General features: G+C 70.5%; 14 protein-coding genes. 13 read left to right on the top strand and 1 reads right to left on the bottom strand.

What is annotated here, in order from left to right; translation table 11 throughout:
- Positions 1 to 360 precede the first annotated feature (360 nt).
- From ACOJUJ_RS07970 to ACOJUJ_RS08030, 13 genes are all read left to right on the top strand, one after another.
- Positions 361 to 525 carry a hypothetical protein gene (locus tag ACOJUJ_RS07970; RefSeq protein ID WP_420126332.1) on the top strand — a complete coding sequence of 55 codons (165 nt, stop codon included), beginning with the start codon at positions 361 to 363 and terminating at the stop codon, positions 523 to 525.
- 31 nt (positions 526 to 556) lie between these two features.
- Positions 557 to 1,615: a radical SAM protein gene (locus ACOJUJ_RS07975; protein WP_420126333.1), complete on the top strand. Its 1,059-nt coding sequence runs from the start codon at positions 557 to 559 to the stop codon at positions 1,613 to 1,615.
- 495 nt (positions 1,616 to 2,110) lie between these two features.
- Positions 2,111 to 2,254: a hypothetical protein gene (locus ACOJUJ_RS07980; RefSeq protein ID WP_420126334.1), complete on the top strand. Its 144-nt coding sequence runs from the start codon at positions 2,111 to 2,113 to the stop codon at positions 2,252 to 2,254.
- 177 nt (positions 2,255 to 2,431) lie between these two features.
- The gene (locus tag ACOJUJ_RS07985) at positions 2,432 to 4,195 is read left to right on the top strand and encodes a hypothetical protein (RefSeq protein WP_420126335.1); all 1,764 of its coding nucleotides are present in this window, start codon (positions 2,432 to 2,434) and stop codon (positions 4,193 to 4,195) included.
- A 102-nt stretch (positions 4,196 to 4,297) separates the two neighbouring features.
- Complete coding sequence (locus ACOJUJ_RS07990; RefSeq protein WP_420126336.1) at positions 4,298 to 5,461, top strand: tail fiber domain-containing protein; 1,164 nt, start codon at positions 4,298 to 4,300, stop codon at positions 5,459 to 5,461.
- Positions 5,462 to 5,556: 95 nt separating this feature from the next.
- Entirely contained in the window at positions 5,557 to 6,714 is a 1,158-nt protein-coding gene (locus tag ACOJUJ_RS07995; protein ID WP_420126337.1) for a tail fiber domain-containing protein, read from the top strand.
- A 157-nt stretch (positions 6,715 to 6,871) separates the two neighbouring features.
- Complete coding sequence (locus ACOJUJ_RS08000) at positions 6,872 to 8,005, top strand: tail fiber domain-containing protein (protein WP_420126338.1); 1,134 nt, start codon at positions 6,872 to 6,874, stop codon at positions 8,003 to 8,005.
- Between the two features lie 62 nt (positions 8,006 to 8,067).
- Positions 8,068 to 8,454 carry a hypothetical protein gene (locus ACOJUJ_RS08005; RefSeq protein ID WP_420126339.1) on the top strand — a complete coding sequence of 129 codons (387 nt, stop codon included), beginning with the start codon at positions 8,068 to 8,070 and terminating at the stop codon, positions 8,452 to 8,454.
- 594 nt (positions 8,455 to 9,048) lie between these two features.
- A complete protein-coding gene (locus ACOJUJ_RS08010; RefSeq protein WP_420126340.1) occupies positions 9,049 to 10,179 on the top strand; it encodes a hypothetical protein in 1,131 nt (376 codons plus the stop codon).
- A gap of 17 nt (positions 10,180 to 10,196) precedes the next feature.
- Positions 10,197 to 10,487, top strand: a complete 291-nt coding sequence (locus ACOJUJ_RS08015; RefSeq protein ID WP_420126341.1) for a PqqD family protein — start codon at positions 10,197 to 10,199, stop codon at positions 10,485 to 10,487.
- On the top strand, positions 10,484 to 10,879 hold the full coding sequence (locus tag ACOJUJ_RS08020) for a lasso peptide biosynthesis B2 protein (RefSeq protein ID WP_420126342.1): 396 nt from the start codon (positions 10,484 to 10,486) through the stop codon (positions 10,877 to 10,879). The genes ACOJUJ_RS08015 and ACOJUJ_RS08020 overlap by 4 nt, the downstream gene beginning before the upstream one ends.
- Positions 10,880 to 10,901: 22 nt before the next feature.
- A complete protein-coding gene (locus ACOJUJ_RS08025) occupies positions 10,902 to 11,876 on the top strand; it encodes a hypothetical protein (RefSeq protein WP_420126343.1) in 975 nt (324 codons plus the stop codon).
- Between the two features lie 287 nt (positions 11,877 to 12,163).
- Positions 12,164 to 13,510, top strand: coding sequence for a radical SAM protein (locus ACOJUJ_RS08030; protein ID WP_420126344.1), 1,347 nt, complete (start codon positions 12,164 to 12,166; stop codon positions 13,508 to 13,510).
- A 151-nt stretch (positions 13,511 to 13,661) separates the two neighbouring features.
- Here ACOJUJ_RS08030 and ACOJUJ_RS08035 read toward each other — a convergent pair whose 3' ends face one another.
- Positions 13,662 to 15,323 (bottom strand): flavin monoamine oxidase family protein, encoded by a 1,662-nt coding sequence (locus ACOJUJ_RS08035; protein ID WP_420126345.1) that lies wholly within the window; start codon positions 15,321 to 15,323, stop codon positions 13,662 to 13,664.
- Positions 15,324 to 15,355: the final 32 nt, after the last annotated feature.

The raw sequence follows: 15,355 nt of genomic DNA on the forward strand, positions 1-15,355 counted from the left end.
TCCCCGCGCCGCCGGCCCCGTTTCGCGGAAACCGCGATCATCCCTGGAGGGCCATCGCGCCCAAGTGCCAGCACCGCAACGGGATGCGAATACCCTGACGCCGATACTCCGTTCGTTTTCGCGGGTTTGCGACAAAAGTTTGTAGCAGCCCCAACCGCGTGTGTTGCGCGAACAAGGTTTGGACATTAGGATTCTGTCCGTCCGCGACACCGCCGCACGCGGCGGGTCGGCGTCCTCCGCACCGGGCAACGCATCCTCTCGCCCGGTCGCCGCCTCGGGGAAACCTCCAGGGCGCACCCGGGCCGGCTCTGCACCGCCGGATCGCTCCGGCACACCTCCCTTCGCAACGAGATTCCAGCAATGGCCGACAAGGGCACCATCCGTACTTCTCCGCGCAGCGCCACCGCCGAGCGCCGTCCCTGGGTCGCCCCGCGCGTGGAAGACCTGCCGCGCCTGACCGAGCTTACGCTGCTCACCGCGCCGATCGACGGCAACTGCGGCACCGGCGGCAGCACCTGCTTCTGATCCGGCGCACCGGACGGCTGGAGACGCAGTCATGATGTACGTGGGCTTTGCGCTGACGGAGCACTGCAACCTGCGGTGCCCGCACTGCATCCGCGACGACGTCACCACCGTCCGGAACCTGCCGCCGGAGCTGGTGTTCCGCACGGTGGACGACGCGCTGGGCATCTTTGGCGCGGGGAACGTGACCGCCTCCCTTACGGGTGGCGAGCCCACGCTGCATCCCCAGTGGGACGGGATCACCGCGGGGCTGCTGGCCCGCGGCGTTCCGTACCGGTTCGTCACCAACGGGTGGCACATGCGCCGCATGATGCCCTCGCTGGACCGGCACCCCCCCGAGGCGGTGCGGGTAAGCCTGTCGGGCGCCACCGAAGAGGTCCACGACGAAGAGCGCGGACGGGGAAGCTTCAAGCGGGTGCTGCAGGCGGTCGCCCTGCTCACCAGCCGGCGCATCCCGGCCGCGCTTTCCATCGTCATCGACCGGCGCGACCGCCACCAGGTGCGCCGCGCCGCCGACCTGGCCGAGGCGCTGGGGTGCACGCGGATGCACTTCATCCTTCCCCAGCCCGTCCCCGGCAGCGCCGCCCGCGACAGCGACCTGCCGCCCAGCGAGTGGCCGGCCGTGCGCGACGAGGTGTTCGCCCTCAAGGCCGAGCCCGGCCGGCGCACCTTCATCCAGCTGGACTACGGCCATCCGTACGACGGGCCCGAGCACCCCTGCGAGACGTTCTCGGGGCAGCGCGTGTACGTGGACGCCCGCGGCCGCCTTTCGCTGTGCTGCCAGCTTTCGGAGTACGGCGAGAACGACCGCGACGTGGTGGCCGACCTGAACGAGGTGCGCTTCGCCGACGTGTGGCCGCGCTACCAGCAGGGGCTGCGCGCGCTGGCCCGCCAGAGCGCCCCCCGCGACCCGTCGGACCCGTTCGACGCGTTTCCCTGCATGCGCTGCGCGCGCTCGCTCGACAAGACCGGCTGGCTGCGCGACTACCCCGGCACCCCCTGGCACGGCATCGCCGACGGCCAGCCGGCACCCGTGCGCCTGGTTTCCCTGGGCTACCCCGCCCGAGCCCGCGCCCTGGCCGCCGCCGGCTGACCCACCCTTACCCCCTCCCAACAGAGGATGGGGTACAGAGGAACAGAGAAATGCCAGAGACGCAGAGGAAAACCGTTCCTCTGCGTCTCTCGTTTTGTCCCTGTTCCTCTGTACCCCATCCTTTTTGGGGGATCTCGCATCGGGGGCATGGGTCATTCGACCCATGCTCCCGGACGCGGCTGCGGGTATCTTGTTTCCACGGAGCCGATCGTCGGACGAGCCCCCGGGCGCGGGGGAAAACACCAGATTTTGGCGATCCTTCCGCAACTGCTCCGCAAGGCCTTGAACCCTGCTCCAAGTTGGTGTAGCAGATCGAGTTCCGGTGGACTAAGAAGGTGCGCCATGGCCGAAAACGGGTGTAGCAGAGCGGCGCAAAAGTCTTGACAGTTACGCACTTCGGGCTATCTTTCTGGCCTGTTACCGGTGCAGCGGCGCCGGGCAGCAGCCGCCGGTCCTGCCGGGCCGCGGACACCCCACTTGGATGCGTAAAGGCACATGGCTGAGCTCGCTCACAACGAAGTGCAGCACTCCGGCACCACGCTGGATGCGTCGGTCGCCCGCAGGCCTTTCGTGGCCCCCGCGGTCGAGCACCTGGGCCGGCTTGAAACCACGACGCTGCTTACGGTCGTCATTCCCTGAGGCAATCGCCGCCTCCCCCGGCCGCGTCCTCCGCGGCCGGGTGTGAACGGCGGTTGGTACGCGCGCCCCACGCGCGCTGAAGCCTCGCGCGGCGCATTTTTGCCCGCGCGACGTCCTCTCGTCTTCCCACCTTCTGCACGGTCAATGGTCAACGTGTCGCACCTCCGTGCCCTCACAGTGGTCTCGCTGCTCGCGGCCCTCGCCGCCTGCGCCGACCAGCCGACCGAGCCCTCGAGCGGGCCCGAGCAGCCCAAGCCGGCTCCCGTTCCGCTGGGCCTGTACCAGGTTACCCTGACGGGGCTTAACGGCGACGAGGCGGGTTCGCTCACCGCCAGCAAGGTGGTGGCCGTAACCCCCACCGGCGGGGCCAGTGCCGCCATGAGCGCCGTAAACACCAACATCGCCATCGAGCTGGTGACCTCCAGCGTGTTTTCGGAGGGCACCCGCACCCAGGGCGGCCAGCGCTTCATCTCGGCCACGTACCGGCTCCGGAACACCACCGGCGGGCCGCTTACCAACGTGACCATCATCCCGGCGACCACGGCCAGCACGGTACCGGGCACGCCGTTCACGTCGCTGCTGCTGTTCAACAACGCGCCGGCCAGCAACGCCATCGCGCAGAGCATGGTGCCCACGGGCGCCGTGTTCCTGGGCGAGGACGGCCGCATGCGCAGCCGGTTTCCCGACGTGCTGCAGGCGTTCACCGAGGCCGAGGTGGCCGCCATCACGCCGCCCGCCGAGGTCACGGGGCTGTTCCCCTACGGCTTCGTGGTGAGCAACCCCAACACGCCCACCAGCCGCACCATCCCCAACGCCGTCAACGGCAACGACTGGGGCGGCATGGTGACCTTCGCCTTCCGCTACCCGCTGCAGGCCACCGCCGCGGCCGACCCGTACTTCGCCAGCTTTTACGTGCTGGTGGTGCAGGACACCGAAACGCGGATGACGGAGAGCATCGAAGAGCGGCAGGACACGGCCGGCGTGCGCCGGGCGCGCGAGCGGGCCACGGCCCTGGGCGCCACCACCGTAACGGTGCTGGCGGGCAGCCCCGCCGCCGATCCGTTCGTGACCGACTACCCCGGCCAGCGCCAGATCTGCAGCGTGCGCACCGCGGGCACGCCGGCGACGCCGCTCAAGCACATTACCGCCCCGGGCGCGTTCACCGAGATCGAGATCTACCGGCCCAGCGAGACGCTGGACCCGTGCGCCGCGTACTTTACGGGGGGAACGCCGCCCCCGGCCAACTACGGGATGGCGTACACGGTGACGGTGCGGGCCATGGACCGCTACGGCAACATCAAGACGATGATCACCGACAGCGTGGCGCTCACCTCCAGCGACGGCACCGCGGTCATGCCGCCCACGGTGGCCATGGTGAACGGCGTCCGCGCCCGCAACGTCACCTACACCACGTACGGTGGCTCCACGCTCACGGCCACGGGGCGCCGCATCAAGGGCACCAACCCGATGTTCGTGAACGGGATGACGCGCTACTGGGACGGCGACGCCAGCACCCTGTGGCTCACCAACCAGAACTGGCACAACGAGATGCACCCGGGGTCGCAGGACTCGGTGGTCATCCACGGAGACTCGGCCACCGTGTTCCCCGTGCTGGTGCAGAACACCTCGGTGCCCAACCTCACCATGGTGGATGGAGCGGTGAACCCGTTCATCAACCTGTCGTCGTTCGACCTGACGGTAGGGGGGAACGTGGCGCTGGGAACCACCGGCACCTTCTCGGGCACCGGGCGGCTGATCCTGACGGGGACCGGCAACACCATCGGCGGCGGCCTCACCAACTTCGACGTGCGCAACCTGCGCATCACCGAATCGGGACGCTACTCGGTCACCGGCAACATCAACGTGACCGGCGGCAGGATCGTGGTGCAGGGCGGCAGGCTGCGCAACGAAAAGCAGCGCATCCGGGTGCGCCCGAGCTAGTACCGGCCTTCGGCACGCGCGGCTGCACGCCGCGCGTGCCGGGCGTCCCGGCGGCCGTCTCCCGGCGTATCGACAGGAACCTTTCCACCCTTACAGGCCCCCATGTACCGCTTCTTGACGCGCGCGTGCGCCGCGCTGGCGCTGTTCCTTGCGGCCGCGCCCGCGGCGGCCCAGTCCGACATCCTGCTGCAGTTGCGCTCCGGCTCGCCCGCCGGCGACCGCTTTCGCGTGGACTCCGCCGGCGGCGTGGTGGCGCTGGGGCAGATCACCCTGGGGATCATCCCCGCGTCGGGCGCGGGGTGGCGCATGATGTGGTACCCCTCCAAGGTGGCCTTTCGCGCCGGGTACGCCGACCTGGGCGGCCAGTTTGACGAAGCGAACATCGGCTACTACTCGTGGGCGGGCGGCGCGCTGAACACGGCGGCCGGCATCTACTCGTTCGCGATGGGGAACCAGAACACGGTCGAGGCCAGCGCGCAGTGCGGGATGGCGCTGGGAAGCGGCAACAAGGTGTGGGGCTCGGCCGGCAACATCGGCACCTGCGGCATCGCGCTGGGGCTGAACAACGACGTGATGGACCACGCCGGCGTGGCCATCGGCCAGAACAACACCAGCGACGGCGACGCGGCGGTGGCCATCGGCTACACCACCACGGCCGACGCCGACTATTCCATGGCCTTTGGCTACCGCGCCAGCACCAACGGCCGCACCGGCGCCAAGGTGTTCGGCGACGCTTCGACGACGGACTCCATCGAGGCCGTGGCCAACAACGAGTTCGCGGTGCGCGCGGCGGGCGGCTTTCGCTTCCGCAGCAACGCCACGCTCACCAACGGCTGCAACATCGCCGCAGGCGGCGCCTCCATCACCTGCGCGTCCAGCGTCACGCTCAAGGAAAATTTCCTGGACGTGGACGGCGACGACGTGCTGGCGCGCATGCGGCGCATCCCCGTCAACAGCTGGAACTACATCGACGAGGGGCGCCAGTCGCGCCACATGGGGCCCTTCGCCGAAGACTTCTGGCGCGAATTCGGGCTGGGGGCCGAGCCGCTGGCCATTGGCCACCTGGACATCGACGGGGTGAACTTTGCCGGCGTCAAGGCGCTGGACGCCCGCACGCTGGGCATGCAGGACGAGATGCAGCGGCTGCGCGCCGACAACGAGTCGCTGCGCGCGGCCAACGCCGCCCTGCAGGCGCGCGACGCCCAGATGGAGGCCCGCATCGCCCGGCTGGAGGCGCTGCTGGCCGGCGGGGCGCCCACGCCCTGAGCCTCGCACGCCCGACCGTTACGCGCAGCCTCACGGGCCGGCGCGGGTGGATGAAACCCGCCCCGCCGGCCCACCCTTTTTGACGGAGAACGCACATGAACCTGCTCAAGCGCCTGGCCGTTCTGGGGCTCACGCTCTCCGCCGTCCCGGCGGCGGCGCAATCCGACATCCTGCTGCAGCTGCGCTCCGGCTCGCCCGCCACCGACCGCCTGCGCGTGGACTCCGCGGGCGGCGTGGTCGCGCTGGGGCAGATCGGCATCGGGATCATCCCCGCCAGCGGCGCCGGCTGGCGGATGATGTGGCACCCGCAGAAGACCGCGTTCCGCGCCGGCTACGTGGACGGCAGCCAGTGGGACGAAAGCAACATCGGCTACTACAGCTGGGCCGGCGGCGCCCTTAGCACGGCCGCCGGCATCTACTCGGTGGCGCTGGGCAACCAGAACACCGTCGAGGCCGGCGCCCAGGCGGGGATCGCGGTGGGAAGCGGCAACATGGTCACCAGCACCGGCTCGTTTGGCGTGGCGCTGGGGCTGAACAACGACGTGCTGAACACGGCGGGCGTGGCCATTGGCCAGAACGCGTGGAGCGACGGTGACGCGGCGGTGGCGCTGGGCTACCGCACCACGGCGGACGCCGACTACTCCATGGCGTTCGGCTACCGCGCCAGCACCAACGGCCGCACCGGCGCCAAGGTGTTCGGCGACGCGTCCACGACGGACTCCATCGAGGCCGTGGCCAACAACGAGTTCGCGGTGCGCGCGGCGGGCGGCTTCCGCTTCCGCAGCAACGCCACGCTCACCAACGGCTGCAACATCGCGGCGGGCGGCGCCTCCATCACCTGCGCGTCCAGCGTCACGCTCAAGGAAAACTTCCTGGACGTGGACGGCGAGGACGTGCTGCAGCGCATGCGGCGCATCCCCGTCAACAGCTGGAACTACATCGACGAGGGGCGCCAGTCGCGGCACATGGGGCCGTTCGCGGAAGACTTCTGGCGCGAGTTCGGGCTGGGGACGGAGCCGCTGGCCATCGGCCACCTGGACATCGACGGGGTGAACTTTGCGGGGGTCAAGGCGCTGGACGCCCGCACGCAGCAGTTGCAATCCACGGTCAGCACCCAGGCGGGGCAGATCGAGGAGTTGCGGGCCGCCAACCAGGCGCTGCAGACGGCCAACGCGGCCACGGAGGCGCGCAACGCGGAGCTGGAGGCGCGGATCGCGCGGCTGGAAGCTCTGATGGGGCAGCCGGCGCCCTGAGCGCCCGGCCCCATGCGGGACCCTGCCCCTGCCACGCGGCCACACGTGCGGGGGCTCCCTGTCCGCGGCGGCGGGCGCGAAACGGCGCCTTCGCCCACGGGGACGCGGCGGAACCGTTCCGTCCGCGCACGCTGAACCCTGGACCGGACGTCCGCCCATGAATCGCGCTCTGCTCAACACCGCCGCCGCGGTGGCACTCTTCCTGGCCGCCGCGCCCGCGGCCGCGCAATCCGACATCCTGCTGCAGCTGCGCTCCGGCTCGCCCGCGGGCGACCGCTTTCGCGTAGACTCCGCCGGCGGCATGGTGGCGCTGGGGCAGATCACCATCGGGATCATCCCCGCGTCGGGCTCGGGGACGCGCATGATGTGGCACCCCGCCAAGGCCTCCTTTCGCGCCGGGTACGCCGACCTGGGCGGCCAGTTCGACGAAAGCAACATCGGCTACTACTCGTTCGCGGCGGGTGCCCTGGTGACGGCGGCGGGCAACTACTCGGTGGCGCTGGGCAACCAGAACACGGTCGAAGCGTCCGCGCAGTGCGGCACCGCCATCGGCAGCGGCAACAAGGTGTGGGGGTCGGCGGGGAGCATCGGCACCTGCGGGATGGCGCTGGGGCTGAACAACGACGTGCTGGACCAGGCGGGCGTGGCCATTGGCCACAACAACTGGAGCGACGGCGACGCGGCGGTGGCCATTGGCTACACCACCACGGCCGACGCCGACTACTCCATGGCCTTTGGCTACCGGGCCAGCACCAACGGCCACACCGGCGCCAAGGTGTTCGGCGACGCGTCGACGACGGACTCCATCGAGGCCGTGGCCAACAACGAGTTCGCGGTGCGCGCGGCGGGCGGCTTTCGCTTCCGCAGCAACGCCACGCTCACCAACGGCTGCAACATCGCGGCGGGCGGGGCCTCCATCACCTGCGCGTCCAGCGTCACGCTCAAGGAGAACTTTCTGGACGTGGATGGCGACGACGTGCTGGAGCGGATGCGGCGCATCCCCGTCAACAGCTGGAACTACATCGACGAGGGGCGCCAGTCGCGGCACATGGGGCCCTTCGCCGAGGACTTCTGGCGCGAGTTCGGCCTGGGCGCCGAGCCGCTGGCCATCGGCCACCTGGACATCGACGGGGTGAACTTTGCCGGCGTCAAGGCGCTGGACGGCCGTACGCTGCAGATGCAGTCGCGCATGGACGAGCAGGCGCGGCAGATCGAACAGCTGCAGGCCGACAAGGCGGCGCTCGAGGCGCGCATCCAGCGCCTGGAGGCCCTGCTCGCGCCGACGCCCTGACGCTTCTCCCGGCCGGACGGGTTTTCCCCGTCCGGCCGGTCCCCCTCTTCCAAACCCTGACGTTGAACCGCGGACTGATGCACCGCTTCCTTACGCTGAGCCCCATCCTGATCGCCTTCGCCCTTTCCGCCGCCTGCAGCCGCGACCGTGACGCCGACACGCAGGACGCCCAGCAGGAGGCGATGGTGGAGGAAGAGGCGTACGTTCCGCCCGTGCTGACCCCCGCCGAGTCCACGGCCGCCGTGGCCAAGCAGGCGGCCGATGCCGACGCCGCGACGCGCCGCATCATGGGCCCCGACTACAAGCCGCCGACGGACACGTTCGTCGACACGCCCGAAAAGCAGCTCGCCAGCTGCCTCGCCCAGGCCAACTCGGTGGAGGATCCGGTGCGCTCCACCATCATGAAGGCGTGCGAACGCTTCCGCGCCGCCGCCGCCGCGCAGAAGTAGGACGCGCGGTTCCGGTCTCGACAAACGGGATTGGCCTCACACGGAGCCAGCGGAGTTCGTTTTCCGCTGGCTCCGTTCCTTCCGACAGTTCTCAAGATCGCGCATCAGGTGGTGCGATCGACGTGCTCTCACGCGCTTTGGAGATCTCTGCCGATCCGCATCCCTCCTCAAAAAATTCACATGGCCCCCTGCCGCATTCCATCGACCTCCCGTTCCCGACACCCTTACAAACGATCGCGCCTCGTCGACATCCCCCTCTGCACCCGACACGTGGGCGCCAAGCGTTGATCCGCGAAAGCAGAGGAAGCGGCACGAACAAACTCTGCTGACTCTGGTCACTCTGCGTGAGACCCCTTCTTCTCTCTCCAAACCGCGAGAGCAGAGGAATCGGCACGAAAAAACTCCGTTCACTCCGTTAACTCCGTGTGAGGCCCATTCTTTTGCGGAGCCGGCCGACATGCTGGATGCTGGACTCCGCGCGATCCAGATCGACACCGGATCTGGACACGACGGGGCGGCCCGGTTGTGCGAGACGCCTCGCAAGTCCATATTTCACACGCTGTCCCGCGCCGTCCCCTCATCCCCAGAACCACCGTGCCCTTCTCCAGCTTCCGTCTCTCCCGCAGCCTTGCACCCGCCGTCCTTGCCGCCGCGCTGCTGGCGGGGTGCGAGGACGATCCCAAGCTGCCGCCCGAAGCGCTGACGCTGACGTCGGATGGCCGGCTGGAGCGCGGGAGCGTGGTGACGGTGACGACGGCGGCGGACGGGCAGCCGCTGGCCGCCGGAGCGGTGACGCTCACCGTGAGCCCCGCCGACGCCGCGCAGGTGGTGGACGGCGCCACGCTGCGCCTGCTGCGCGCGGGCTCGGTGGAGGTGCGCGCCCAGTCCGGCGAGCGCACGGGAACCGTAACGCTGGACGTGGCGGCCCCGCCGACGGTGGTGTTCGACATGGCCGTCGGCGGCAACCGCGACATCTACAGCGTGGCGCTGGACGGCGGCGACCTTACGCGGCTCACGCAGAACGTGTCGGACGAGCGCGACCCCAACGCCGGCGGCGGCACCGTGACCTTTGTCACCTTTCGCCACGGCAACGGGGAGCTGTACTCCGTGCCGCTGGCGGGCGGAGCGGAGACGCGGGTGACCAACAGCACGCTTTCGGAGTCGGCGCCCGCGCTTTCGGCGGACGGGCAGCGGCTGGCGTACGCCACCGACCCCTCCGGCGTGGCCAAGCTGTGGACCGCGACCGCCAGCGGCGGCGGCGCGGCCCAGGCGGCGCCCAACTTCGGGTTCGGTGGCAGCCCCGAGACGTCGCCCTCGTGGGCGCCCACCGGCGCCCGGCTGGCCTTTGTGGGCACCGCCTCCGGCACGGCCGACATCTACCAGCTCACGCTGGGCGGCACCCCGGAGCTGCTGGTGGGCGGAACGGCGGCCGAGGTGGACCCGGCGTGGAGCCCGGACGGCGAGTACGTGGCGTTCGCGTCAACCCGCGAAGGCGATCCGGCCATCTTCGTGGTGCGCGTTTCCGACGGCACCGTGATCCGGCTCAGCAGCCGCGCGGGCACCGAGGCGGAGCCCACGTGGACCCGGGACGGGCGGCTGGTCTACACCGAGTTCATGCCCGCCAGCGAGACGCGGCTGGTGTGGATCGACCCCAAAGCCCCGCAGACGGTGAACCCCATCCCCGTGACGGGCGGCTTTCCGCGGCGCCCCTCGGTGGCCCCGTAACACCTCACGAACGATCGATGACCGACGAAGCGCGCACCCACCGGGTTCCCGACGACGTGCTGGCCGCCCACCTGGAAGGCGAGGCGGTGCTGCTGCACATGGACACCAAGCACTACTACCGGCTCAACGCCACCGCCGCGGCCGTCTACAAGGGGCTGGAGCGCGGCCTGGGGCGCGACGCGCTGGTGGACGACCTGTGCGCGCACTTCGACGTGGAGCGCGCCGTGGCCGCGGCCGAGGTGGACCGGCTGCTGGGCGAGCTGGCGGAGCGCGGGCTCGTCGCTCCCGCCGGGGGCGACGCGGCGTGACACGGCTGGCCGGGGCGGCCCTCACCGGCGCGTGGTCGGCGCTGCGCGTGCCCCTGTGGCTGCGCGGCCGCCGCTGGCAGGAGCTGCTGGTTCCGCCCGCGGCGTCCGCCGCGCACCCCGATCTTCCCCGCGGGGTGATCCGGGCGGCGCGCACGGGCGTGCGGCTGCTGGCGGCCGTACCCGGGCTTCCCTGGCGAGACACCTGCCTGTACAACAGCGTGGCCGAGTGCCTGGCGCTGCGCCGCTACGGCGTCCCCGCGGTGGTGCGCATCGGCGTGCGCGCGGGCCAGGGCGCCGAAACGCCGATCGTGGCGCACGCCTGGGTGGTGCGCGACCCCGCGGCCGAGCCTCCCCCGCCCGACCGCATGAACCCTTTCGCTCTGCGCGCGTGATCCTTCTCCCTCTGGCGCGCACGTGATCGTTCGCTCCCTGCTCCAGGACGGCCGTCTGCGGATGGAGGTGCACCCGCCCCTCCTCCCCGCGCTCGCCCGCTGGATCCCCCAGATCCCCGACGACACCCCGGCCGATCCCGCCGGCTCCGTGATCCGCATCCGGCCCTCCGACGGCACGCCGCCCCCCGCGCGCCCCGCGGAGGAGCGTACGCTGGAGCTGGGGTCGATGGAGGGGTGGGTGGATGGCGACCGCGCGTTGATGACGGGCACCGCGGGCGTGTACGGCCTCCTGGACCTGCGCGCCGGCGAGGCCGACATCCGCGCGCCCGAAAGCGACGACGGCAACGCGGTGGCGTGGGCGCTGTTCTCCGCCGCCACGCTGGCGTGCGCGCTGCTGCTGGGCCGCCTGGGGCGGGCGCTGGTGCACGCGGCGGCGGTGGTGCCGCCCGGCGGGGGCGCATGGCTGCTGGTGGGCGACACGCACGTGGGCAAGACCACGACGACGGCCAACCTGCTGCGCGCCGGGTGGAACTACCTGTCCGACGACCACGTGGTGCTGCGGCGCGACGGGGAGGGCCAGGTGATGGTGGAGGGTCTTCCCCGCCCCTTTCACCTGGACGAGGGATACGAGCAGGGCGTGGTGCAGCGCGTCCGCGGCGCCACGGACGCGCGGGAGCGCTTTCCCGGCCAGTGGCGCCGCACGGCCCCGCTCGCGGGCCTGCTCTTCCCCGCGATCCAAGCGGATGAGCCGACGGCTCTGGGGGATTCCGCGGGTGCGGGCCACGCACTGGCGGCGCTGCTGCGCCAGTCTCCCTGGCTGCTCGCCGACCGCGGCTGCGCGCCCCGGGTGCTCACCCTGCTGCGCGAGACGGCGCTCTTTCCCGCCCACACCCTGCGTCTGGGCCTGGACACCTACGCCGACCCGGACCTGCTCGCCGAGCGGCTGAGCGGATTGCGGAACTCCGGCGTGGCGTCGTCCACCTCGGCCACGGTCTAAACCAGGAAGAAAGCGCGCAGGCCCTGGACGCCCCGAGCAGGTGAAGCCCCGCCGGGCAAGCGCAGCGCGCCCAGGGCGGGGCTTGTGGCATTTCCAGCCGTGGGCTTTAGCCCACCCAGGACCAAAGCCCGACCCCGTACTTCCGTTCCCGCTATTCCCTATTCCCTATTCCCTATTCCCTGTTCCCTGGTCCCCGCCGTCCCCCCTGTTCCCTTCTCCCCGCCTTTCCCCTAAATTCAGGCGCTGCATTCACCTCGGACGCGTCAACAAAGGACGCTGAAGCATACATGGAGAATCGCACCGCGCTGGTCGAAGGGCTCATGGCCCGCTTTCCCCACATCCCCCGTGAGGCGGTCTTCAAGGAAGACCTGCTGCGCACCGGGATGTCGTTCGACGATTCGGCGCTTACGGACAATCTGGAGGGCGAGGTAAAGCCCAAGTCGTACTTCATCTTCTCGTTCGACCAGAAGCCGCTTGCCCAGCTGGGGAACGCGGCCAAGCGCCGGCCGCCCGAGGAGATCGCCCTGACCGGCGGGCCGTACGAACTGCGCCGCACCATCGTCTCCGTGCGCATGAACCCCGACTCGCCGTACCGCGTGTCGCGCGGCGAGGGCGGCGCGCTCACGCTGTCGATGGACGGCCGCGTGATCGCCGACGTGGGGCTGCCGCCCATGCCGGAGTACTACCGGCATCCGCTCAGCAACGGCAAGCAGGTGATGGAGATCGCGCCCACCATCCAGTGGGGGTACCTCATCTACCTGACGGTTTTCCGCATGTGCCAGTACTTTGGCGCCAAGGAGGAGTGCCAGTACTGCGACATCAACCACAACTGGCGCCAGCACAAGCAGGCCGGCCGCCCGTACACCGGCATCAAGCCCATCGACGAGGTGCTGGAGGCGCTGGCCATCATCGACCAGTTCGATACGGCCCGCGTAAGCCACGCGTACACCCTTACGGGCGGCAGCGTGACCAGCAAGGTGGACGGGTTTGCGGAGGCGGACTTCTACGGCCGCTACGCCGAGGCCATCGAGGACCGCTTTCCCGGCCGCTGGATCGGCAAGGTGGTGGCGCAGGCGCTGCCGCGTGAGGACGTGCAGCGCTTCAAGGACTACGGCATCAAGATCTACCACCCCAATTACGAGGTGTGGGACAAGCGGCTGTTCGAGATCATCTGCCCCGGCAAGGAGCGCTACGTGGGCCGCGAGGAGTGGCACCGGCGCATCTTTGACGCGGCGGAGGTGTTCGGCGCGCGCTACGTGATCCCCAACTTCGTGGCGGGCGTGGAGATGGCGCGGCCGTTCGGGTTCGCCACGGTGGGCGAGGCCATCCGCAGCACGCGCGAGGGGCTGGACCACTTCATGTCGCGCGGGGTCACGCCGCGCTTTACCACGTGGTGCCCGGAGCCCGCCACGCCGCTGGGCCAGGACAACCCCGAGGGCGCGCCGCTGGAGTACCACATCCGCCTGCTGGAGACGTACCGCGAGGCCTTGGAGAAGCACGGCCTGAAGCCGCCCCCGGGCTACGGCCCGCCGGGCGCCGGCAACGCGGTGTTCTCCGTGAGCAGCTTCATGGACACGCTCGCGCCCGACGACGAGAACGCCGACGAGCTGATGGCGGCCGGCACGAGCGCGTAGCCGTCACGGCTTTCCCGCCCCATCCGAGCGACGACCCCGCCAGCGACGTGCTGGCGGGGTCGTTTGCGTGGGTGCGTGGGAGCGAAACCAACTCCGGACGGAGCAGCGGAGGCGTCTCGCCACGTCCTTCGCCGCTCCGCCGGACCCGTCGCTACTCCGGCCGCTCGCCGCGGACCACGCGGGCCGTGTTGGGGGCGCGCCGCGGCGCGCTGGGCTCGCCAAGCAGGCGCGTGGGGCGAATGAGGTTCTGCGCCACGTAGCGGGCGGACAGCACGGCCCCCTCCTGCCAGCCGGGAAGGTACAACACCTGGTCCCCCGCCACCCAGAAGTTCCCCTCCGGAAGCAGCAGGCGCGAGTAGGGATCGATCATCTCCTCCGTCCACTCCGCCCAGCCGCCCTCCTGGAAGGGCACATTCTGCCAAGCGATGCTGATCCCCTTGTCACGCGGAACGTGGCGGTCGAACTGGGGGTGCAGCCGCAGCGCGCCCTCGGCCGCCTTTTCCAGCCGCTGCGCGGGAGCCATGCGCCCGAAGTCGATGGCGTCCTTCTCGTAGTTGTACGTGCCGGTAAGCACGCCCCTGCGCTCAAAGAAGCCGCTGGAGGGATACCACATCTGGGTGATGGGGTGGTCGATGTAGCTGATGCCGCCGTAGATCTGGTCGTCGTCCTCCCAGAACCGCCCGTTGGACTGCCACCCGACCTTGCAGGTAGGCGCGAACGGCACGGCGGCGATGGCGGCGCGAAAGCCCGCGCTGAAGTTGTTGGCCGTGCGCGCCAGGATGGGGAGCGGAATGGTGCTGATGCAGACGTCCGCCGTGAGCACCTGCTGCCCGCCCTGCGTGGCGGCGTTGCGGTGGGTGACGCGTACCCGCGACGGCGTGCCCTCCACCGTCTCCACGCGCACCACCTCGCGTCCCAGCTGGATGCGGCCGCCCAGCCGCGCGGCCATGGCGCGCTCGATCCGGTCCATCCCCCCGCGGGGCTGAAAGAGCGTGGGCTGCCAGTCCCACTCCTCCGGCTGGTAGAACTTGTGCTCCCAGAACCGCGACCGCACCAGCTCCGCCAGGGCAAGCGGCGGCTCGTGCTCCCCCGGCGTGGTGACCCCGGGCGGGATCACGTACCCGGAGCGGGTGGAGCCCCTGTACTCCCGCTGCTTGTTCAGGTCACCGAACACGGCGAGCAGCGACTGCAGCCCGGCCGGATCCACCCCGCGGAGATCCTCGGCCAGGATGGGGTCGCCGGCTGCCTTGGCCAGCAGCTCGGCGATCCAGCCGCGCGTGTCGTTGGCGACGCGGCGGTTGGGCATCGGCCGACGCTCGAAGGCCTGGGGCGTCTGGTACAGGTTGGCCCGCGTCATCATCACGTACGGCTCCAGCTCCACGCCCAGGTCCCGGCACCAGCGGATCAGGGCGGTGTGATGGTACGGGATGCGTCCGGGCCCGGCGTTGAAGTACAGCCCCGGGTCCATCCGGAACACCTGCTCCTCGCGCGTGCCGTTGCGCACCTCCACCACGCGGTCGCCGTTGCGCAGGGTCAGGCTGCGTCCGCCCGTCCGGCGTTGCGCCTCGAGCACGCGAACGTCGAAGCCCATGTCCAGCAGGTGCAGCGCGGCGGCCATTACGCCCACGCCTGCCCCCAGCACCAGCGCCGTGCGCCCCTGCCCCACGTGGGGGGCGCGCTCCAGCGGCGGCACGGCGGCCTTTGCCTCGGCACCCGCGTAGAGCGCCGCGGCGCCGCCGGTAAGGGCCATCGCCTCCAGGAACCTGCGCCGCGTCCAGCCGCCACCTGTCGCGCCCGTGTCGTCGTCGTGCATACCGTCGCTCCATTGTTGAAGAATTCATGAAT

The sequence above is a fragment of the Longimicrobium sp. genome (assembly GCF_048594345.1).
Classification (GTDB): domain Bacteria; phylum Gemmatimonadota; class Gemmatimonadetes; order Longimicrobiales; family Longimicrobiaceae; genus Longimicrobium.

Excerpts from the sequence above, each read along its gene's own strand:
- ACOJUJ_RS07970 (WP_420126332.1), top strand. The coding sequence starts at position 361 with ATGGCCGACAAGGGCACCATCCGTACTTCTCCGCGCAGCGCCACCGCC.
- ACOJUJ_RS07975 (WP_420126333.1), top strand. The coding sequence starts at position 557 with ATGATGTACGTGGGCTTTGCGCTGACGGAGCACTGCAACCTGCGGTGC.
- ACOJUJ_RS07980 (WP_420126334.1), top strand. The coding sequence starts at position 2,111 with ATGGCTGAGCTCGCTCACAACGAAGTGCAGCACTCCGGCACCACGCTG.
- ACOJUJ_RS07990 (WP_420126336.1), top strand. The coding sequence starts at position 4,298 with ATGTACCGCTTCTTGACGCGCGCGTGCGCCGCGCTGGCGCTGTTCCTT.
- ACOJUJ_RS07995 (WP_420126337.1), top strand. The coding sequence starts at position 5,557 with ATGAACCTGCTCAAGCGCCTGGCCGTTCTGGGGCTCACGCTCTCCGCC.
- ACOJUJ_RS08000 (WP_420126338.1), top strand. The coding sequence starts at position 6,872 with ATGAATCGCGCTCTGCTCAACACCGCCGCCGCGGTGGCACTCTTCCTG.
- ACOJUJ_RS08015 (WP_420126341.1), top strand. The coding sequence starts at position 10,197 with ATGACCGACGAAGCGCGCACCCACCGGGTTCCCGACGACGTGCTGGCC.
- ACOJUJ_RS08030 (WP_420126344.1), top strand. The coding sequence starts at position 12,164 with ATGGAGAATCGCACCGCGCTGGTCGAAGGGCTCATGGCCCGCTTTCCC.
- ACOJUJ_RS08035 (WP_420126345.1), bottom strand. The coding sequence starts at position 15,323 with ATGCACGACGACGACACGGGCGCGACAGGTGGCGGCTGGACGCGGCGC.